At 69.0% G+C, this 14,761-nt stretch carries 15 protein-coding genes; 8 read left to right on the forward strand and 7 right to left on the reverse strand.

All coding sequences use genetic code 11. The annotated features are described in order from the left end of the window. Positions 1-8 precede the first annotated feature (8 nt). From ASF30_RS15785 to ASF30_RS15795, 3 genes are read left to right on the forward strand one after another with little or no spacing between them, the layout of a single operon-like run. Positions 9-890: a tryptophan 2,3-dioxygenase gene (locus ASF30_RS15785; RefSeq protein ID WP_055908638.1), complete on the forward strand. Its 882-nt coding sequence runs from the start codon at positions 9-11 to the stop codon at positions 888-890. Further along, complete coding sequence (locus ASF30_RS15790) at positions 887-1,924, forward strand: hypothetical protein (RefSeq protein WP_055908642.1); 1,038 nt, start codon at positions 887-889, stop codon at positions 1,922-1,924. Before ASF30_RS15785 ends, ASF30_RS15790 begins: the two co-directional genes overlap by 4 nt. After that, positions 1,921-3,207: a kynureninase gene (locus ASF30_RS15795; protein WP_055908645.1), complete on the forward strand. Its 1,287-nt coding sequence runs from the start codon at positions 1,921-1,923 to the stop codon at positions 3,205-3,207. The genes ASF30_RS15790 and ASF30_RS15795 overlap by 4 nt, the downstream gene beginning before the upstream one ends. 83 nt (positions 3,208-3,290) lie before the next feature. Here ASF30_RS15795 and ASF30_RS15800 read toward each other — a convergent pair whose 3' ends face one another. From ASF30_RS15800 to ASF30_RS15815, 4 genes are all read right to left on the reverse strand, one after another. Further along, entirely contained in the window at positions 3,291-4,796 is a 1,506-nt protein-coding gene (locus tag ASF30_RS15800; RefSeq protein WP_055908648.1) for a DHA2 family efflux MFS transporter permease subunit, read from the reverse strand. Beyond that, positions 4,793-5,386: a PadR family transcriptional regulator gene (locus ASF30_RS15805; RefSeq protein WP_055908651.1), complete on the reverse strand. Its 594-nt coding sequence runs from the start codon at positions 5,384-5,386 to the stop codon at positions 4,793-4,795. The genes ASF30_RS15800 and ASF30_RS15805 overlap by 4 nt, the downstream gene beginning before the upstream one ends. Before the next feature lie 225 nt (positions 5,387-5,611). Next, positions 5,612-5,941: an SHOCT domain-containing protein gene (locus tag ASF30_RS15810; RefSeq protein WP_055908654.1), complete on the reverse strand. Its 330-nt coding sequence runs from the start codon at positions 5,939-5,941 to the stop codon at positions 5,612-5,614. Between the two features lie 51 nt (positions 5,942-5,992). Next, the gene (locus ASF30_RS15815; RefSeq protein ID WP_055908657.1) at positions 5,993-6,397 is read right to left on the reverse strand and encodes a hypothetical protein; all 405 of its coding nucleotides are present in this window, start codon (positions 6,395-6,397) and stop codon (positions 5,993-5,995) included. A gap of 135 nt (positions 6,398-6,532) precedes the next feature. On the opposite strand from ASF30_RS15815, the gene purS reads away from it, so the two are divergent. The 5 genes from purS (at position 6,533) to ASF30_RS15840 (ending at position 10,177) form a co-directional block, all read left to right on the forward strand. Next, on the forward strand, positions 6,533-6,790 hold the full coding sequence (gene purS / locus ASF30_RS15820; RefSeq protein WP_055908660.1) for a phosphoribosylformylglycinamidine synthase subunit PurS: 258 nt from the start codon (positions 6,533-6,535) through the stop codon (positions 6,788-6,790). After that, positions 6,790-7,494 (forward strand): phosphoribosylformylglycinamidine synthase subunit PurQ, encoded by a 705-nt coding sequence (gene purQ / locus ASF30_RS15825; RefSeq protein WP_055908664.1) that lies wholly within the window; start codon positions 6,790-6,792, stop codon positions 7,492-7,494. The genes purS and purQ overlap by 1 nt, the downstream gene beginning before the upstream one ends. Positions 7,495-7,625: 131 nt before the next feature. After that, positions 7,626-8,051, forward strand: coding sequence for a DUF6325 family protein (locus tag ASF30_RS15830; RefSeq protein WP_055908667.1), 426 nt, complete (start codon positions 7,626-7,628; stop codon positions 8,049-8,051). A 19-nt stretch (positions 8,052-8,070) separates the two neighbouring features. Next, complete coding sequence (locus ASF30_RS15835) at positions 8,071-8,397, forward strand: SHOCT domain-containing protein (protein ID WP_235480360.1); 327 nt, start codon at positions 8,071-8,073, stop codon at positions 8,395-8,397. A 178-nt stretch (positions 8,398-8,575) separates the two neighbouring features. Continuing rightward, entirely contained in the window at positions 8,576-10,177 is a 1,602-nt protein-coding gene (locus tag ASF30_RS15840; RefSeq protein WP_055908673.1) for an AMP-binding protein, read from the forward strand. A gap of 24 nt (positions 10,178-10,201) precedes the next feature. Here ASF30_RS15840 and ASF30_RS15845 read toward each other — a convergent pair whose 3' ends face one another. The 3 genes from ASF30_RS15845 to ASF30_RS23405 all read right to left on the reverse strand — a co-directional run bounded on the left by ASF30_RS15845 (position 10,202) and on the right by ASF30_RS23405 (position 14,588). Beyond that, on the reverse strand, positions 10,202-11,485 hold the full coding sequence (locus ASF30_RS15845; protein ID WP_055908676.1) for a mechanosensitive ion channel family protein: 1,284 nt from the start codon (positions 11,483-11,485) through the stop codon (positions 10,202-10,204). Positions 11,486-11,551: 66 nt separating this feature from the next. Next, on the reverse strand, positions 11,552-12,568 hold the full coding sequence (locus ASF30_RS15850; protein WP_055908679.1) for an HAD-IIA family hydrolase: 1,017 nt from the start codon (positions 12,566-12,568) through the stop codon (positions 11,552-11,554). After that, positions 12,549-14,588, reverse strand: coding sequence for a primosomal protein (locus ASF30_RS23405; protein WP_235480361.1), 2,040 nt, complete (start codon positions 14,586-14,588; stop codon positions 12,549-12,551). Before ASF30_RS23405 ends, ASF30_RS15850 begins: the two co-directional genes overlap by 20 nt. Positions 14,589-14,761: the final 173 nt, after the last annotated feature.

Raw genomic sequence — 14,761 nt, forward strand, 5'->3', positions numbered from 1 at the left:
GGCAGCAGTTGGCGATCGAGAAGAACACGCGCGAGTTCGACGCGGGCATCGTCACGGACTTCCGGGAGCGCATGAGCTACGGCGGCTACCTCGACCTCGAGACCCTGCTGAGTGCCCAGAACCCGGTGAGCACGCCTGAGCACCACGACGAGCTGCTGTTCATCATCCAGCACCAGACCACCGAGCTCTGGCTGAAGCTCATGCTCCATGAGCTCGCCAGCGCCCGCGACCTGCTGCGGGCCGACGAGCTGCCGCAGGCCCTCAAGCGCGTCGCCAGGGTCAAGCACATCCAGCGCACCCTCACCGAGCAGTGGTCGGTGCTGGCGACCCTGACGCCCACCGAGTACGCCGAGTTCCGCGGCTTCCTCGGGAACTCCAGCGGCTTCCAGTCCTACCAGTACCGCGCCGTCGAGTTCGTCCTCGGCAACAAGAACCGCCGCATGCTGAGCGTGTTCGAATCGGATGCAACGGCTCACGCCCTGCTCTCCGAGCTGCTCGAGGCGCCCAGCATCTACGACGAGTTCCTGCGCTACCTCGCTCGCACCGGGCACGCCGTGCCGCAGCACATCCTCGACCGCGATGTCACCGAGGCGTGGGTCTTCGACGAGTCGCTCGTCGGCGTCATCCGTGCCATCTACGAGAACGCCCACGACAACTGGTCGGCCTACGAGGCCTGCGAGGAGTTCGTCGACCTCGAGGAGAACTTCCAGCTCTGGCGGTTCAGGCACCTGAAGACAGTGCAGCGCACCATCGGCATGAAGACCGGCACCGGCGGGTCTACGGGTGCCTCCTTCCTGCAGAAGGCGCTCGAGCTCACCTTCTTCCCAGAGCTGTACGCCGTGCGCACCGAGATCGGGCAGCCGCCGGCCGCGCACGAGCCTCCGGCATGATCGAGGAGGGCCTCCTCCTCGGAGTGGAGGAGTACTGGGCGGCCGGCTGGCACGGACGCACGCGGTTCACGGTGCGCGACGGCCTGCTGCATCCGTCGGCGGATGCGACAGCCACGCCGGACCTCGAGCTGCCGGGCACCCTCTTCCCCAGGCTCTCCGACCATCACGTGCATCTCGGGCTCATCGACGCGGAACGCCTGCTGCCGGCCGGGATCACCAGCGTCGTCGACCTCGGCTGGATTCCGGATGCGGCCGCCGAGTGGCACACCGACAGCCGCTATCCGGGTTCCACCCTGCCCGAGGTGCGCATCGCCGGCGGCATGCTCACCTGCACCGGCGGCTACCCGGCGGCGAGCGGTTGGGCTCCGGCCGGCGCCGCGATCGAGCTGGCCGACCCCGCCGAGGCCGAGAAGGCCGTGCGGGCGCAGGTCGCCCTCGGGGCATCGGTCATCAAGGTCACCCTGAACTCGGTCGCGGGTCCGGTTCCGAGTGACGACCTGTTGACCGCCATCGTGCTCGCCGCCCGTGCCCACGGGGTTCCGGTCGCAGCGCACACCGAGGGCGCCGGCATGGCCAGGCGAGCGCTCGATGCCGGAGTGAACGCCTTCGCCCACACGCCGTTCAGCGAGCAGCTCGACACCGAGCTCATCGCCCGCATGTCGCGGGCCGGCACCGCCGTCATCTCGACCCTCGACATCCACGGCTGGGGCGCCCCCACCCGTGCCTTCGTCGTAGCGCAGGACAACCTGCGCCGCTTCGCCGCCGCCGGCGGGCGCGTGCGCTACGGCACCGACCTCGGCAACGGACCGCTGCCCGTCGGGGTGAACGCCCGCGAGCTCAGCGCCATCGCCGATGCCGGGCTCGACCGCGACTCCGTGGTCGAGTCGATCGCGGGGTCATGGGCCCCAGACGTCATCGGTCCGCGCTTCAGCTGGGTGCCGGGCCTGCCCCCGCAGCGACCAGCAGACGTTCCGGCGTGGCTCTCGACGGCACGCGGCACCACCATCGACTACCTCGAGGAGACCCTGGCATGACCCCCGATCCGCATCTGTCGTTCGCGCGACGCATGGACCGCTCCGACGGGCTCGCGCACCTGCGCAGGCGCTTCGTCGGGGTGACGGATGCCGCCGACGGCGCCTCCCCCGACGCCGTCGTCGCGTACCTCGACGGCAACTCCCTCGGGCGGCCCACCATCGCGACGGGCGAGCGGCTGCAGCGCTTCGTGGCCGAGGCGTGGGGCGGCAGGCTCATCCGCGGCTGGGACGAGGAGTGGCTCGACCTCCCGTTCGCGATCGGCGACGCCCTCGGGCGCGCGGCACTGGGCGCGGCATCCGGTCAGACCTACATCGGCGACTCGACGACGGTCACCCTCTACAAGCTGGCGCGCGCCGCCGTCGACGCCCAGATCGCCCGCGATCCGGCCCGCACCGAGATCGTCGTCGACACCGACAACTTCCCGACCGACCGCTACGTGCTCGACGGCATCGCCGGCGAGCGCGGCATGAGCATCCGCTGGATCGTCGCCGACACCGAGTCCGGCGTGACGCCCGATCAGGTCGCCGCCGTCGTCGGACCGCAGACCGCCCTCGTCGTGCTCAGCCACGTGGCCTACCGCTCGGGCTTCCTCGCGGATGTTCCGGCGATCACGCGCATCACCCACGACGCCGGCGCGCTCGTGCTCTGGGACCTCTGCCACTCGGCCGGATCGGTGCCGACCGAACTCGACGCCTGGGGCGTCGACCTGGCCGTCGGCTGCACCTACAAATACCTCAACGGCGGCCCGGGGTCTCCGGCCTTCGGATACGTGCGCGCCGATCTGCAGGAGGTGCTGGCTCAGCCCATCCGCGGCTGGCTCGGCACTGCTGACGCCTTCGCCATGGGGCCGGAGTACGTTCCGGCACCGGGCATCAGACGCTTCATCAGCGGCACCCCGGCGATCGTGGGCATGCTCGCCATGCAGGACACCATCGCCATGATCGCGGATGCCGGCATCGAGGCCGTGCGGGCCAAGTCTGTCGCCCTCACCGAGTTCGCGATCACCCTCGCCGACGACTGGCTCGCCCCGCTCGGCGTGAGTGTCGCTTCACCTCGGGATGCCGAGCGCCGCGGCGGCCACGTGACGCTCTCGCATCCCGCCATGCGCGAGGTGACGGCACTGCTCTGGGAGCAGGACGTCATCCCCGATTACCGCGATCCCGGCGGCCTCCGCATCGGCCTCTCGCCGCTCTCCACCAGCTTCGAGGAGACCCATGCCGGCCTCACGGCCGTGCGCGAGACCCTGCGCGGGGTGCTGCGCGAACAGGCCGGACTGGCCTGAGCACAACAGCCCGTGCGCCCGGCAGCGCAGGAACGACGAAGGCGCCCCCGGAATCCCGGAGGCGCCTTCGTCGTGTGCCTGGCCTACTTGGCCGACTCGAGGTCCACGGCCGCGGTGGAGCCGGTGCCGACCCACGTGACGTTCTTCTTGGGCTTCTCGAAGAACAGCACGACGATCGCCGCGACGGCGAAGGCTGCGGTGCTCAACCACAGCGACTGGCTCATGGCATCCGTGAACGGACCGGCGATCGCTGCAGGCAGCGCCTGGCCGCCTCCCGCTGACTCGGCGGCGGACGCCGAGAAGCCCGGGAGGTTGGCCGCGAGACGTGAACTGATGAGGGCCGCGATGGCCGCGCTTCCGAGCACGGAGCCCACCTGACGAGTCGTGTTGTACACGCCCGAGCCGGCGCCGGCCTGCTGAGGCGGCAGGCTGTACGTCGCGCTGGAGGCGAGCGGCGACCAGATCCCGGACTGGCCGATGCCGAGCAGTGCCGACGGGATGAGGAGCAGCGCCAGCGGCACGTCGGGCGACAGCATGAAGGAGTACATCGCGAGCGAGATCGTGATGATCACGAACCCGGTGAAGGCGATCCACTTGGCGGGCACCTTGCCCATGAGGCGACCGACGACGGGCGCCAGCACGATGACGGCGACCGCCATCGGAACCAGCATGAGCGCGGCCTGCGTCGGGGTGAGGCCGCGAGCGACCTGGTAGAAGAACGCCAGCGGCAGCGGCAGCGCCGTGATCGCGACGCCGACGAGGGTGATCCCGATGTTGGCGACCGAGAAGTTGCGATCGCGGAAGAGCCCGAGGGGGAGGAGCGGCTCAGCCCGGTTGAAGTGCTGCCAGACCACGAATGCGACCAAGATCACGATTCCCGCGATGATGAGGCCCCAGACCGTGATCGGGCCGACGATCGTTCCCCAGTCGTACTTCTCACCCTCCTGGATTCCGAAGACGAGCAGGAACATGCCGACGGCGCTGAGGATGACGCCGAGCCAGTCGAAGCGGTGCGAGTGCGTCGTCAGGTTCGGCACCAGGCGCCAGGCGAGGATGAAGCCCACGATGCCGACGGGCACGTTGACGATGAAGATCCACTCCCAGCCGAAGCCGTCGACGAGCACGCCGCCGAGGATCGGGCCGACGAGGGTCGCGACGCCGGCCGTGGCGCCCCAGATCGCCATGGCCGCACCGCGCTTCTGCGGAGCGAAGATGCGCGTGATGACGGCCATGGTCTGCGGCGTCATGAGCGCGGCTCCGAGTCCCTGCACGACGCGCGCGAGGATGAGCATCTCGATGCTGTCCGACAGGCCGCACCACAACGAGGAGAGGGTGAAGACGACGAGGCCGATCAGGTAGATGCGCTTCGGGCCGAAGCGGTCACCCAACCGTCCGGTGACCAGCAGCGGCACGGCGTAGGCGAGCAGGTAGGCGCTCGTCACCCAGATCACTTCGGTGATGTCGGCGTCGAGATCGCGCATGATCGCCGGATTGGCGATGGAGACGATCGTCGAGTCGACGAGGATCATGAAGAAGCCGAGGACGAGCGCCCAGAGGGCCGGCCATGGCTTGGTTGGTTCGGTGTTCATGCGATTGTGTCTTTCAGGTTGGACGGGATGGGCGACGACCAGTCGATGGTGCCGTCGGCGATGTCGGGGATGGTGGCATCCAGCCACGCGAGCTTCGCGCGCAGCATGGCGAGCTGGAAGTTCGCGTCGAGCCAGAAACGGGCGGGGAGCTCGATGCTCTGCACTGCCCTGCCGGCTGCCTCGAGCGAGGCGACCTGCTCGGCGATGCGCTCGCGCCGCTGGCCCAGCAGGTCGACGACCTGTTCGGCAGGCAGCATGAACGCATTGGCGATGGCGAGTGGGAACTCCGGGTACTCGTCGGCCGGGGTCGAGAGCATCGACACGATCTTCGACAGGAGCATCTCGCGCCCCGCATCCGTGATCGCGTAGCTCGTGCGCTCGGGCCGGTTGCCCTCGCGCTCGACTCCGGTCGCCGTGACGAGGCCGTGCTCCTCGAGCTTGTCGACCGCGTGATAGAGCGAGCCCGGCCGCACTTTGACGTTGCGGTCCTCGCGACGGTGGATCAGCACCTGGTACATCTCGTACGGGTGCATGGGTCGCTCGGCGAGCAACGCGAGCGCTGCGATTCCGAGGGGAGGGAGACCGGTCATGAGTTGCTTCCATCGGCGGGATGCCCCGCACTGATTATTCCACTTGGAATATTACGCCTGGAAGCGTTGGAGTGCAACTCGGATCGATGCGCCGCCGAGCGGGCGCGCGGGCGTTCGGGTGTTCGGGCGTTCGGGCGTTCGGGCGCATCGACGCCGTCCGTCAGACGCGCGCCAGCATGGCGGCGAGCACCCGCACCGCCGCATCCTGCAGAGGGGCCGAACCGTTCAGCCGGCGAGGAGCTTGGCCTTGGCCTCACTGAACTCGGCGTCGGTCAGCACTCCGCTCGCGTGCAGTGCCGCGAGCTGGTTGATCTTCTCGATGAGGGGATCGGTGGTCGCGGATGCCGCAGCCGGCGCCGCGTACTGGGGAACGGTGCCGTACTTCTCGGCATCCTGCTCGCGCTCGTAGGCCTCGGCATCCTGCGCCGTGGCGTACTTCTGCTGCTGGTGGTGGGCAATCGCGCCGGCGGTCATGGCTGCGGTGCCAGTGATCACGGCCGTGCGCGCGACGGTGCCGATCAGTCCGGGTCGCCCGAAGCGTCGTCCGATGAGCATGTGGTTCCCCTCGTTCCGAGTTCTGTCTACCAGCCGATTCTGGGAATCGAATCAGTCGACGAGTGCCGCGACGGCGTCCTCGTGGTCGATCTGCACGTGCAGCGCCACCTCTCCGCCCTGTTCACGCAGCACCTCGTAGAGGCGGAACGCCCAGCGGTGCTCGACCGCCAGCACCAGCGCCACGGATCCGGGCTCGAGGGCCTCCCCGACGATCTCGGCATCCGAGTCGCTCAGCAGGTCACGCGGGTCGGGGGCGAAGCGCTCGAATCCCGGCACCTCGTCCTGCTCGATGTCGCGCGCCGAGATCACACCCTCGGCGTCACGAGTCACGACGATGGCATCGATCACGGCGATCTTCCCGCCGTCGACGAGGGTCTCGAGTTCCCCGGCGATGGCCCGCAGGCCGTCGCCCTCGGGGAACGTCAGCACGAGCACCTCCACTGGTCCGATCGGCATCCGTCGTTCCTCCCTCATCCACCCACCGCAACGCTACTCGGCACCCGGGCGGGCGTCACCCCCGGGACGAAGCGCGCGGCGCCGACCGGATAGAATCGGTGGCATCCCCCTCTCTTCTCCCGGACGGAGCCTCAGGTGACCACGATCATCGTCGAGACCATGCCCAAGGCCGAACTGCTCGACCCGCAGGGCAAGGCCGTCGCCGGTGCCCTCGCCCGCCTCGGCACCAGCACCTTCGCCTCAGTGCGCATCGGCAAGCGGTTCGAGATCGTGGTCGACGGCCCCGTCGACGACGCGATCCTCGCCGAGGTGCGCACCGTCGCCGAGGAGATCCTCTCCAACGCCGTCATCGAAGACGTCGTCGGCATCCACGTTGTCGAGGCCGCGGTCTGATGGCCACCCGCGTCGGAGTCATCACCTTCCCGGGTTCACTCGACGATCGCGACGCCCAGCGCGCCGTGCGCATCGCCGGCGGAGAGCCCGTCGCCCTCTGGCACGGCTCGCACGACCTCGAGGGCGTCGACGCACTCATCCTGCCCGGTGGGTTCAGCTACGGCGACTACCTTCGGTGCGGTGCCATCGCGAGCCTCTCGCCGATCATGACCGAGGTCATCGCCGCCGCGAACTCCGGCATGCCCGTTCTCGGCATCTGCAACGGCTTCCAGATGCTCACCGAAGCCCACCTGCTCGAGGGCGGCCTCATCCGCAACGATCACGGCTCCTTCATCTGCCGCGACCAGGTGCTGCGGGTGGAGAACACGACGACGGACTGGACCGGCGACTTCGAGGCCGGCTCGAACATCACCATCCCCCTGAAGAACGGCGAGGGCGGCTTCATCGCCTCCGATGACACCCTCGACCGACTGGAGGGCGAGGGACGCGTGGTATTCCGCTACGTCGACGTGAACCCGAACGGCTCGCTCCGCGACATCGCCGGCATCACGAACGAGCGTGGCAACGTGGTCGGACTCATGCCGCATCCCGAGCATGCCGTGGAACCCGGTTTCGGCCCCGACACGGATGTCGCCATGCGATCCGGCGTCGACGGACTGGCCTTCTTCACCAGCGTCATCCAGCGCACCCTCGCCATAGCCTGACCTGCCTCGAGCGCGGCCTGCGCCGTCACGTCACCCCTCGGATATCACCCCCGGGTCACCTGACGATTCCTTGTGTTCCCCATCGGCGCTGAATACGCTGACCGAAGGGCCACTACGAAAGGGATTCGCACATGCTAGGACCTATCGAGATCGTCACCATCGGTTTCACAGAACCGCTCGCGGGGAAGATCCTCCCCGAACTGACGAAGCTCGTCGAATCGGGCGTCATCAGCATCATCGACGGCCTCCTCGCCGCGAAGGGCGAAGACGGATCAGTGACCCTGGCCGAGTTCTCCGAAGAGGGAGGCGACCCTGACGCCGCCGCCCTGGCCGCGCTCTTCGACCGCGTCGAGGGCCTCGTGTCCGACGAAGACGTCGAGACTCTCGTCGCCGAGTTCGAGCCCGGAACCTCAGCGGCCATCCTCGTGTTCGAGCACACCTGGCTGAAGCCGCTTCGCAACTCGATCATCGATTCCGGCGGTGTCCTGCTCGACAGCGTCCGCATCCCCGGGTTCGTCGTCGAGGAGCTCCTCGCGACGGTTCCCGAAACCGACTGAACAACGAAGGAGATCTGACATGCGAGGAAGAATGGGACGCCCCGGGCTGATCGGCATGGCGGCTCGTACCGCTGTCGTCGCTGGAACGGCAACGGCCGTGTCGGGCAACGTGCAGCGGCGCCAGGCCGGCCGCGCGCAGCAGGCTGCGGATGCCGATGCCTACCAGCAGCAACAGCAGCAGGCCGAATACGCGGCGCAGCAGCCCCAGTACGCGCCGGCACCGCCCGCCGCTCCGGCCGCCGACGACCTGACGGCGCAGATCGAGAAGCTCGCCACACTCAAGACCGCCGGCGTCATCAGCGACTCCGAGTTCGCGGCAGCGAAGGCCAAGCTGCTCGGAATCTGATCCGCGGCATCCGCTGCAGTGCGACACGAACGGCCGCTCTCCCAATGGAGGGCGGCCGTTCGCCGCATACGGGGAACTCTCGGCAGGAAGATTCCGAACGGTCGGTCTGCGGTGCGCCCGTCATGCCTAAGATGAATGCACACCGATCCAGGTCAACGTCGATCAATGGAGATCACCCATGACTCAGAGCCCCCACCCGCCCGTCGAGATTCCCGAATCGTCGATCTTCGACTACCTGTTCGGAGGGCTGACCGGCTCCGAGCTCGACGAGATCGCCCTCGTCGACGGCAGTTCGGGTGCCGAGACCAGTTATCGCCAGCTCGTCGGACAGGTCTCGCTGCTCGCCGGCGCCCTCGCTGCCCGCGGGGTCGGTGTCGGCGACGTCGTCGGCATCCTGTGCCCCAACATCCCCGCGTTCGCCACGGTCTTCCATGGCGTGCTGCGTTCAGGGGCCACGGCCACCACGATCAACTCCCTCTACACCCCCGGCGAGATCACGAACCAGCTGACGGATGCCGGAGCCACCTGGCTGTTCACCATCTCCCCCATGCTCCCCCAGGCCGCGGCAGCCGCCGAGGCCGTCGGCATCCCCGCCGACCACCTCATCGTGCTGGACGGCGCCGACGGACACCCGTCGCTGCGCGAGCTGCTCGGAGAGGGCAGGCCTGCCCCCGAGGTGTCGTTCGACCCGGCGAACCACGTGGCCGTGCTGCCGTACTCGTCGGGCACCACGGGCCACCCCAAGGGCGTCAAGCTCAGCCACCGCAACCTGATCGCCAACATCGCCCAGTCCAGCGGCTCCATCGGCCTCGGCGAGCGCGGTCTCGGTGCCGGCGATCGCGTGCTCGCCGTGCTGCCGTTCTTCCACATCTACGGCATGACCGTCCTGCTCAACTTCGCCCTCCGCGAGCGGGCGACCCTGGTCACGATGCCGAAGTTCGACCTGCCCGAGTTCCTGCGCATAGTCTCCGAGACCAAGGTCACCTGGATCTTCATCGCTCCGCCCATCGCGGTGGCCCTGGCGAAGCATCCGCTGGTCGACCAGTTCGACCTCTCCAGCGTCGAGGTCGTCTTCTCCGGCGCGGCCCCGCTCGACGGCTCCCTCGCCGACCTCGTCGCCCAGCGTCTCGACTGCATCGTCTGCCAGGGCTACGGCATGACCGAACTCAGCCCGGTGTCGCACTCCATCCCGGTGGAGCGCCCCGACATCGACCGCTCGAGCATCGGCATCCTGTTGCCGAACACCGAAGCCCGCGTCGTCGACGTCGAGAGCGGAGCCGACGTCGAGGTGCCGGCCGAGGGCCAGAGCCCGTCGGGCGAGCTTCTCGTGCGCGGACCGCAGGTCATGCTCGGCTACCTCAACAACGACGACGCGACGGGTCGCACCCTCGACGGCGACGGCTGGCTGCACACGGGCGACATCGCCACCGTGACGGCCGACGGCGTCTACTACATCGTCGACCGCCTCAAGGAGCTCATCAAGTACAAGGGCTACCAGGTGGCACCGGCGGTCCTCGAGGCCGTGCTGCTCGCCCACCCCGCCATCGCCGATGCCGCCGTCATCGGCGTGCAGGACGACGACGGCCAGGAGATCCCCAAGGCGTTCGTCGTGCTGCAGCCCGACGCCGACCTCGACGAAGACGGGGTGATGTCCCACGTGGCCGCTCACGTCGCCCCCTACGAGAAGGTGCGGCGGGTGGAGTTCATCGACGTGATCCCGAAGTCGAGCGCCGGCAAGATCCTGCGGAAGGACCTCCGCGCCCGGACCTCGGCGAGCTGACGTCGAGAGCCCCAGCGTGAGCGCTCAGGCGCTGCCGTCCCGATCGAGAGTGTCCTCGACCTCCTGATCGCTCGCGCCGGCCTGGATCGGGATGGCCGAGGTGAACTGGCTCGCGCGTTCCTCGGCCTCCGGCGAACCCGAGAACAGGTTGGACTGCTCGCCCGTCGGCGGCGACGGCACGTCGAAGGGCTCCGGCGCGGGCTCGTGTCGGCGCGTCGACGACTTCTCGGGGCGTGCGGATGCCGCATCCGTCGACACCTCGGCACCGACGGGGTCGACCAGCACGCGCTGGTGCGGGATGGACGTGGGGTGCTGCGTCTGCACCCAGGCGACCATCTCCTCGCGCACGAAGCAGCGCAGGTCGAACAGCGTGGGGGCATCGGCCGCCGTGACGAGGATGCGCACCCGCACAAACCCGCCGACGGCGTCGGTCACCTGGAGCACCGCGGCGCGATGGTCCCAGAGCTCTGTGCGCTCGAGGGCGGCCGTGAGCTGCTCCCGCATGAGCGCCGGGGCGATGCGCCAGTCCAGGTCGAGCTCGACGGAACCGAGGAGCGCGCTGCCCTCACGGGTCCAGTTCTGGAACGGCTGCGTGGTGAAGTACGTGCAGGGCAGCACCAGGTTGCGTTCGTCCCAGAGGTTCACGACCACGTAGCTCAGCGTGATCTCGCCGATCTTGCCCCACTCGCCCTCGACGACCACCACGTCGTCGACGCGGATGGCTTCGCTGAAGGCGAGCTGGATGCCGGCGAACAGGTTGGCGAGCGTCGACTGCGCGGCGAGACCCGCCACCACGCTCAGCAGGCCGGCCGATGCGAGCACGCTCGCCCCGACCAGACGCACCTCGGGGAAGCTCAGCAGCACGCCGCCGATCGCCACTACCACGGCGACCACCACGACGAGGCGCCGCAGGATCGCGATCTGCGTGCGCACCCGGCGGGCGACCTTGTTGTCGGCGACGTCGATGCGGTAACGCGCCGTGCTGAGGTCCATGCCGAACAGGGCCAGCTCGCAGACGAACCACGACCCGACCACGATCAGCGCTATGAGCAGCAGGTGCTCGACCGCTGCACGCACGTCGCTGTCGTCGAGAGTGGCGACGAGCACGATCCAGAGACCGGCGATGAAGAGCAGCAGGCGGAACGGCCACCGTGCCCGCTTCAGCAGGATGGCCGGCCACTCCTTGTGCCGGCCCACGGCGCGGGCGATCTGGCGGGCTATCGCCGAGATCAGCAGGGCGCCGACCGCCGCGATCACGACGGCCACGCCGAAGCCCAGCCACGAGTGCCATTCGAAGTCGTCGAGCACGGATGCCTCCCATCGGTCGAAACATCCAGCCTACGGACTCCCCGGCCGGCTACTCCCGGCGGATCCTCAGGAGTACAGCTCCTCCGGAACGCGCAGAGCGTAGATCGGCTTGCCGGTGCCCCAGATGAGAGCGCAGGCCGCTCGGAGCAGGTCGATGGGCGCATCGCCGCGTTTCACGATCTCGACGTTCTCGCCCTTCAGGCGCACCACGGCGCGTCCGACGGTCACCCGGGATCCGTCATCGGTCACGTCGGCCGTCGGATACGGCTCGCTCAGCTGGCTCAGGTCGTCGAGGATGAAGGTCGGTCGCTGATCGGGCACCGCCGCGAGCACCTGCTTGGCCTTGTCGATCCCGGTGAGCACCAGCACTGACGGCATGCCGGCGCGGTTGGCCCCGAGGATGTCGGTGTCGAGCCTGTCGCCGATGAACAGCGGCGACGCGGCCTCGAACCGGCGACGCGCCTCGTCGAAGATCGCCACCTCCGGCTTGCCGGCCACGACGGGGAGCCGGCCGACGGCCGTGTGCACGGCTGACACGAGCGTGCCGTTCCCGGGCGCGATGCCGCGCTCCTGCGGGATCGTCCAGTCGGTGTTGGTGGCGACCCAAGGAATGCCGCCGTCGCCGGGATCCGCGAGGGCGAACGCCGCCTCGGCGAGCTGTTTCCAGCCGAGCTCGGGCGCGAAGCCCTGGATGACGGCGGCGGGGGAGTCGTCGGCCGATCGCGTCACGGCGAAGCCGGCCTTCTCCACCTCGGTCACCAGGCCGTCGCCGCCGATCACCAGGATCACGGATGCCGCCGGCACAAGGCCGGCCAGCAGGTGCACCGCGGCCTGCGGGGAGGTGACGACGTCGCTGGGCTCGACCGTCAGGCCGAGCTCGGTGAGATGGGTCGCCACCGACGCGTCGGTGCGGGAGGCGTTGTTGGTGATGTAGCCGATCCGCGCCTGGGCCGAGGCCGCGTTCAGCGCCTCCACGGCGAACGGGATCGCGCGCGGACCCGCGTAGACCACGCCATCGAGATCGGCGAGAACGACGTCGACACCGTCGAGCGGTGTCACGCCGCTACTTCTCCGTCGCGGCATCGGTCGCGTCGGGCTCAGCTGCGTCCACGTCGGCGGCGTCAGCCTTCTCGGCGTCAGCCTCATCGGTGACGGGCTCATCGGACTCGAGCGCCTCCTCGAGGTCGGCGTCGAGCTCGGCCTCGAGCTCCTCGCCCTCCTCCTCCGCTTCGGCATCCGCATCCGCATCCGCAGAACGGTCCTCGGCGTACCCGCCGTCGACGTCCTCCTCGAGATCGTCGAACTCGAGTTCCTCCTCGAGCACCTCCACGAAGTCGTCATCGCCGCCGTCGCGCGCAGTGATCGCTGCCGCGGCCCGCTCCGAACGCTCGCGCCAGACGGCGGAGTCCTCGTCGCGGCCGAGATCCTCGAGCACGTCGGCGTAGGCGGCGAACAGGCCCGGGCTGTAGGAGAAGGCCGTGTTCGGGTCGAGCTGGGTGATCTCGAGTTCGGCCAGGGCCTCGTCGGTCTGACCGAGGTCGAGGCGTGCACCAGACATGGCAATGGCCAGGGCCACCTGCACGTCGGACGCGAGAGTCGAACGATCGACGGATCGGCCGAGCTCGAGGGCCCGGTCGGGGCGGCCGACTCCGCGTTCGCTGTCGACCATCAACGGCAGCTGATCGTTCTTGCCGGAGATGCGCCGGAAGGTGCGGAGCTCCCTGAGCGCCAGAGCGTAGTCGCCGGTCGCGTAGGCGGTGATGGCGAGAGTCTCGCGCACCACCGCGATACGCCCGGCACGACGCGACGCCGAGATGACGTGCTGGTGTGCCAGTTCCGGGTCATCCTCGATGAGGCGCACGGCCATGACGAGGTGCTTGGCCACCCACTCCGCGTTCTCCTTGGTGAGGGTCTTCAGCTCGTTGCGGGCCACCCGATCGAGTTCATCGGGCTCCACGCCGTCGGGCACCCACGGGTCGTCGTGGCGGGGGCGGATCATGCGCAGCTCTTCGGCGCGCTTCTCCTCCTCCGTCAGCTCGACCTCGGCTTCGTAGGCGCCGCGGTCGCCACGGGCCGGAGCACCGTCCCGCGTCCACAGCTTCTTGGGAGCGCGATCGTCCTTCTTCTCCCACGGCTTCGAGCCGCTACGGTCGTCGCGCTTCTCGTACGGCCGGGATCCACCGCGATCATCGCGCTTCTCGTACGGCCGGGAAACACCGCGATCATCGCGCTTCTCCCACGGCTTGCCGGATGCCGACCCCGAATGCTGCGGACGGTCGGAGCCATACGGCTTCCGATCCGAGCTGTACGGCTTGCGGTCGCCATCGCGCGGCGGACGACGGTCGCCGCTGGGCGCACCGTCCCGCTTCTCCCACGGCTTCGAGCCGCCGCGGTCGTCGCGCTTCTCGTACGGCTTGGAGCCACCGCGATCATCGCGCTTCTCCCACGGCTTGCCGGATGCCGACCCCGAATGCTGGGGACGGTCGGAGCCATAGGGCTTCCGATCCGAGCTGTACGGCTTCCGGTCACCGTTGTACGGCTTACGGTCACCATCGCGCGGCGGGCGACGGTCGCCGCTCGGCGCACCGTCCCGCTTCTCCCACGGCTTCGAGCCGCCGCGGTCGCGCTTCTCGTACGGCTTGGAGCCACCGCGATCATCGCGCTTCTCCCACGGCTTGCCGGATGCCGACCCCGAATGCTGCGGACGGTCGGAGCCATAGGGCTTCCGATCCGAGCTGTACGGCTTGCGGTCGCCATCGCGCGGCGGACGACGGTCGCCACTGGGCGCACCGTCGCGCTTCTCCCACGGCTTGCCTCCGCTGTGCGGGGCGCCGGAGCGCTGCGGACGGTCGGAGCCGTAGGGCTTGCGGTCGCCGTCGCGGGCCGGCCGGGCACTCGAGGAAGAAGAGCTGCGCTTCTCCCAGGGCTTCGCGCCGCCGTCGTCCCGTGCTGGGCGGCTGCCGCTGGAGCTGCGAGGCGCTCCATCGCGCTTCTCCCAGGGCTTCTTGTCGCTGTCCCCGCGGCTGGCACCGGAGCTGCTCGACCGGGCCGGTCGGTCGTCGTCACGCTTCGGTGCTCGGTCGTTGGATGGGTAGTCGCTCACGGCGGAATCCTTCTTCTTGCGAGGCGCGCGAATGCGTCGCGCCACCTCGCCATTATCGCGGGGTCACTGTTGAATTGCTGTGTTAAATGGGAAAAGGCCACCCATGGGTATGGGTGGCCTCTTCAAGTTAAGTCCGGCGGTGTCCTACTCTCCCACAGGGTCTCCCCTGCAGT

The sequence above is a fragment of the Leifsonia sp. Leaf264 genome, assembly GCF_001422325.1.
Lineage (GTDB): Bacteria > Actinomycetota > Actinomycetes > Actinomycetales > Microbacteriaceae > Orlajensenia.

What these genes read in the sequence shown, in the direction of transcription:
- ASF30_RS15790 (WP_055908642.1), top strand. Translation starts at nt 887, where the DNA reads ATGATCGAGGAGGGCCTCCTCCTCGGAGTGGAGGAGTACTGGGCGGCC.
- ASF30_RS15795 (WP_055908645.1), top strand. Translation starts at nt 1,921, where the DNA reads ATGACCCCCGATCCGCATCTGTCGTTCGCGCGACGCATGGACCGCTCC.
- ASF30_RS15800 (WP_055908648.1), bottom strand. Translation starts at nt 4,796, where the DNA reads ATGAACACCGAACCAACCAAGCCATGGCCGGCCCTCTGGGCGCTCGTC.
- ASF30_RS15805 (WP_055908651.1), bottom strand. Translation starts at nt 5,386, where the DNA reads ATGACCGGTCTCCCTCCCCTCGGAATCGCAGCGCTCGCGTTGCTCGCC.
- ASF30_RS15810 (WP_055908654.1), bottom strand. Translation starts at nt 5,941, where the DNA reads ATGCTCATCGGACGACGCTTCGGGCGACCCGGACTGATCGGCACCGTC.
- ASF30_RS15815 (WP_055908657.1), bottom strand. Translation starts at nt 6,397, where the DNA reads ATGCCGATCGGACCAGTGGAGGTGCTCGTGCTGACGTTCCCCGAGGGC.
- purQ (WP_055908664.1), top strand. Translation starts at nt 6,790, where the DNA reads ATGGCCACCCGCGTCGGAGTCATCACCTTCCCGGGTTCACTCGACGAT.
- ASF30_RS15830 (WP_055908667.1), top strand. Translation starts at nt 7,626, where the DNA reads ATGCTAGGACCTATCGAGATCGTCACCATCGGTTTCACAGAACCGCTC.
- ASF30_RS15835 (WP_235480360.1), top strand. Translation starts at nt 8,071, where the DNA reads ATGCGAGGAAGAATGGGACGCCCCGGGCTGATCGGCATGGCGGCTCGT.
- ASF30_RS15840 (WP_055908673.1), top strand. Translation starts at nt 8,576, where the DNA reads ATGACTCAGAGCCCCCACCCGCCCGTCGAGATTCCCGAATCGTCGATC.
- ASF30_RS15850 (WP_055908679.1), bottom strand. Translation starts at nt 12,568, where the DNA reads ATGCCGCGACGGAGAAGTAGCGGCGTGACACCGCTCGACGGTGTCGAC.